Consider the following 4,211-nt stretch of genomic DNA (forward strand, 5'->3'; position numbering starts at 1 on the left):
TCGACGATGAACAGCGGCTTCTGCCACCGCTCCCAGTAGTCGTTCATCACCACGCGCAGGCCCTGGGGGTCGATCTGCCAGCCCCACTCGGAGGCCTCCAGCGTCGGGTTGGGAACCCCGCCCATGATGTTGCCGGCCCCGGTGACTTTGTGGGCGGGATCACCGGTCTCGCAGATGCTCATGTAGTAGCTGAAGGACACGAAGTCCACGGTGTGGGCCAGGTCCTCGCGGTCCCGGTCGGTGATCTCCAGGGTGATGCCGTTCTCCCGGAAGTGACGCAGCAGGTACCCCGGGTACTCTCCGCGGCAGTGGATGTCACCGAAAGCGTAATTGGCGTGCGCGGTCCGCATCGCAGCCACCACGTCGGAGGGTTCCGGGGTGAGTGGGTAGGTGGGCATCGCCAGGATCATGCACCCAATCTGGGTGCCGGGGGCGATCTCCCGGGCCAGCCGGGTGGCCCGGGCCGAGGCCACCAGCTCGTGGTGGATCGCCTGGTAGAGATCCTGCTGGGACAGCTCCTCCTTCGGGATGGGGATCCCGCCCGAGAGGAACGGCTCGTGGAGCACCGAGTTGATCTCGTTGAACGTCAGCCAGTACTTCACCCGGGCCCCGTAACGCTCGAACAGGACCCGGCAGTACCGCTCGTAGAAGCCGATCAGCTCTCGGGAGGTCCAGCCGTTGTAGGTGCGGGCCAGGTGCAGCGGGGTCTCGTAGTGGCTGATCGTCACCAGTGGCTCGATGCCGTGCTTTTCGAGCTCGTCAAGGACCCGGTCGTAGAAGGCCAGGCCTTCCTCGTTGGGGGACTCCTCGTCACCGCACGGGAAAATCCGGGACCAGGCGATGGAGAAGCGGAAGACCGTGAAGCCCATCTCGGCGAACAGAGCGATGTCTTGTTCGTAGCGGTGGTAGAAGTCGATGGCCTCGAGCTTGAGGTTGTCCTCGGTGGGGGCCTCGGTGGGCGGGGTCTGGATGCCCCGGGGCATGACGTCCTGGATGGACAGGCCCTTGCCGCCCTCGTCGTAAGCGCCCTCGATCTGGTTGGCGGCGGTGGCTCCGCCCCACAGGAACCCCTCGGGGAACATGGTGGTCACAGACTGCTCTTTGGTCATGGGCTCATCTTTCATCAGAGAATCTCAGATCTGCACGGTGACGGCCGGTTGGCCGTGGGTGACGGTGCCCTGGGCGGTTGGGACCACGCCTGCCAGCTGGGCGGTGTTGGTGATGACGACCAGGGTGGTGGGGTCGTAGCCGGCTTCGGCCACCACGTCGAGGTCGACGACGGCCAGCAGGTCCCCGGCCTTGACCTGGTCACCACGGGTCACGGCGGGGCTGAAGCCGCGGCCGTCGAGCTGGACGGTGTCGATGCCGATGTGCACGAGCACCTCAACCCCGCCCGGGGACTTGATGCCGTAGGCGTGCCCGGACTTCATTGCGGCCTTGACCGTGCCCGAGATCGGGGCGTGGACGTGCCCGTCGGTGGGGACGATGCCCAGGCCCTTGCCCAAGGCACCGGAGGCGAAGACCTTGTCGGGGACCTCGGCCAGGGCCACAGCGGTGCCGTCGACGGGGGCAAGGACCTCCACGGTGCCGGCGACCTCGGTGGCCGTGGCCGTGCCGGTGGGCAGGGTGGCCGTGGCCGCAGTGGCACCGCTTGATGTGCCTGTTGCCGGGGCGCCGACATCTGCGAGGGAACCGTCCGTGGATGGTGCCGGGGGAGTGGTCTCACCAGGCTGGGCGGCTACGGGAGCCTCGGCCTCCCGGGGGCCGAAGAGGAAGGTGAGGGTGAAGGCGATGACCACGGCGGCCGTCGTACCGATCATCTGTAGCGTGAAGTTGCCGACCTGCGTGAACGCCGGGATCGAGAGCAGCGAGGGGAAGACGAAGGAGTTGGCCGCGCTGCCGCCGATGGCCGCAATGGCTCCTCCCACCACACCGCCGGCGATGCCGAAGTAGAAGGGCTTCTTCAGCGGCAGGTTCACCCCGTAGATACCCGGCTCGGTGATCCCGGCCAGGAACCCGGACAGGGCGGCCGGACCGGCGACCTGGCGACGAGCGGTGTTGCGGGTGCGGACGAACACGGCCAGGGTGGCCGCGGCCTGGGCGAGCACGGCCGACAGCAGCGGACCGGTCAGGAGGGAGTAGCCCTGGGTTCCGAGGTCGTTGGTGATGATCGGGATGAGCCCCCAGTGCAGGCCGAAGAGGACGAACACCTGCCAGAACCCGCCCAGGATCGCTCCGGCCAGCCAGGGAGCGAAGCCGAAGACCGCGTTGACGCCGGAGGAGATGGCTTGCGCGATGAACGTCGTGATCGGTCCGACGGTCATCAGCACCAGCGGGACCATGATGAGGATTGTCAGCAGCGGGGTGGTGAAGTTGCGCAGCGCCGACGGCAAGACCTTGTTGAGGAAGCGCTCCAGGTAGCCCTGCAACCACACCGCGACGATGATCGGGATCACCGAGCTGGTGTAGTTCATCATCACCACCGGCAGCCCCGCGAAGGACACCGGCTCTCCTGCAGCGCCCAGGGCCACGATCGAGGGGTACACCAGGGCTCCGGCGATGGCCATGGAGGTGAACTGGTTGGCCTTGAACCATCGGGCGGCGGTGATCGCCAGGAACAGCGGCAGGAAATAGAAGATCGCATCTGCGGCCGCGGCCAGGATGACGTAGGTCTGCGATTCGACGTTGAGCCAGCCGAACTGCACGGCCATGCTCAGGAACGCCTTGAGCAGGCCAGCCGCGGCCAGCGGCCAGATGATCGGCTGGATGATCGAGGAGACCAGGTCGATGAACCGGTTGAACAGGTTGCCCTTCGGCGCGTCGTCCCCGTCGGCGGGGGCCTCGTCCCCGCCGAGCTTGGTGATCCTCCCCAGCTCGGCGTACACCGAGGGCACATTATTGCCCACGACCACCTGGTACTGGCCCCCGGCCTGCATCACCGTGATCACTCCGGGCAGCTTCTCCACGGCGGCCTTGTCCGCCTTGGATTCATCGCGCAGCTTCAGGCGCAGGCGGGTGGCGCAATGGGCGGCGGAGACGATGTTGTCCTCACCGCCCACCTCGCGCACGATTCCTTCGGCCAATGACCGGTAGTCCACGGTAGCCATGACAGGCCCTTCTCTCCGTTTTTGGGCATAAAAAAAGACCCGAGCCGCACCAATGGTGCGTCTCAGGTCTTGCCCCGTTGCCGGGTAACAATCCTCCAGGCGGGAACCGCCTGCGTGGTCGAGAGTAAGGGTGATTGGAGTCACATGCAAGATGGGCAGGTAATCTGTCGCGCAAGGAGGGCGGGAAACCTCGTGCCGTGGGGTGACATCGGGGACAAAAAGCTGGGCCCTTCAGGTACCTAGCTACACTGCTCCTTCCTCACGCAGGCACCTGGTGCGGTAAGGGCCCCTTTCGGGCACGCCCAGAAACTCACAGAATTCGGCCTACGTTTCACACGATTGGGCGTACGGTCGGTGTCCCTTATCCCTGCGTGAGAGGGTCTCCGAGGATCCGTGAGCACACTCGGCCCGGGTGGCTCGGCGTGTATCTCGTCGTTGGTAGTCTCACCGCATGCCTCTCGCCAATGAGCAGATCGTGTCCCTGCAGCTGCGCTTTGACGACGTCAATCTGGCCGGCCATGTCGGGAACACCGCGATTGCGCGCATCATCGACGAGGCGCGGATGATCTTCCTCGGCTCTCCGGAGCCGGGTCGACCGGAGGGCCAGCACGCCGTGCTGGGTGTGCTCGATGAGCAGGTCGACAGGCTGGTGGGGCAGCAGACCGTCGAGTTCCACGATGAGTTGTGGTACTCCCGGGAGCCGGTGGCGGTGACGATGTGGGTCACCCACATCGGGACCTCCAGTTTCTCCCTCGCGGCCACGATCAGCCCCCGGGCGGGACAGGCGCCGGTGGTCACGTCGGAGGCCACGATGGTGCTGGTGGACCGCGGCACCGGAGGGGCCTGGCGGATCGACGACACCGTCCGTGGACGGCTCGCACGGTATCTGGGTGATCCGGTGGAGTTGCGGCCGCGGCCGTCCCAGAGATCCCGTAGCTGAGAGGCCGGCAGGAAGGGAATGTCGCTGAAGCCCGTCGGCGGCCAGGTGTCGTCGGGATTCGGGGACACGACGGTCAACGCCTCGACCACTGATCGGCGTCCAGGTGCTCCGTTGCCCAGGCAGCGTCCCGGGTGCGGCATGACTGAGGCGGGCCTCCCAATGGG

Annotated in this window: 3 protein-coding genes; 1 reads left to right on the forward strand and 2 read right to left on the reverse strand. The window is 66.4% G+C overall.

The features are described 5' to 3' along the window. Together ACFU0Y_RS17400 and ACFU0Y_RS17405 are read right to left on the reverse strand one after the other, a co-directional pair. The coding region (locus ACFU0Y_RS17400) for a glycoside hydrolase family 1 protein (protein ID WP_380216098.1) at positions 1–1,109 on the reverse strand (1,109 nt) is incomplete at its 3' end. A gap of 24 nt (positions 1,110–1,133) precedes the next feature. Beyond that, positions 1,134–3,107, reverse strand: coding sequence for a beta-glucoside-specific PTS transporter subunit IIABC (locus ACFU0Y_RS17405; RefSeq protein WP_380216100.1), 1,974 nt, complete (start codon positions 3,105–3,107; stop codon positions 1,134–1,136). 451 nt (positions 3,108–3,558) lie between these two features. Here ACFU0Y_RS17405 and ACFU0Y_RS17410 point away from each other — a divergent pair, with 451 nt between their 5' ends. Next, entirely contained in the window at positions 3,559–4,047 is a 489-nt protein-coding gene (locus ACFU0Y_RS17410; protein WP_380216102.1) for an acyl-CoA thioesterase, read from the forward strand. Positions 4,048–4,211: the final 164 nt, after the last annotated feature.

The sequence above is a fragment of the Kocuria sp. NPDC057446 genome (assembly GCF_042802875.1).
GTDB lineage: Bacteria > Actinomycetota > Actinomycetes > Actinomycetales > Micrococcaceae > Kocuria.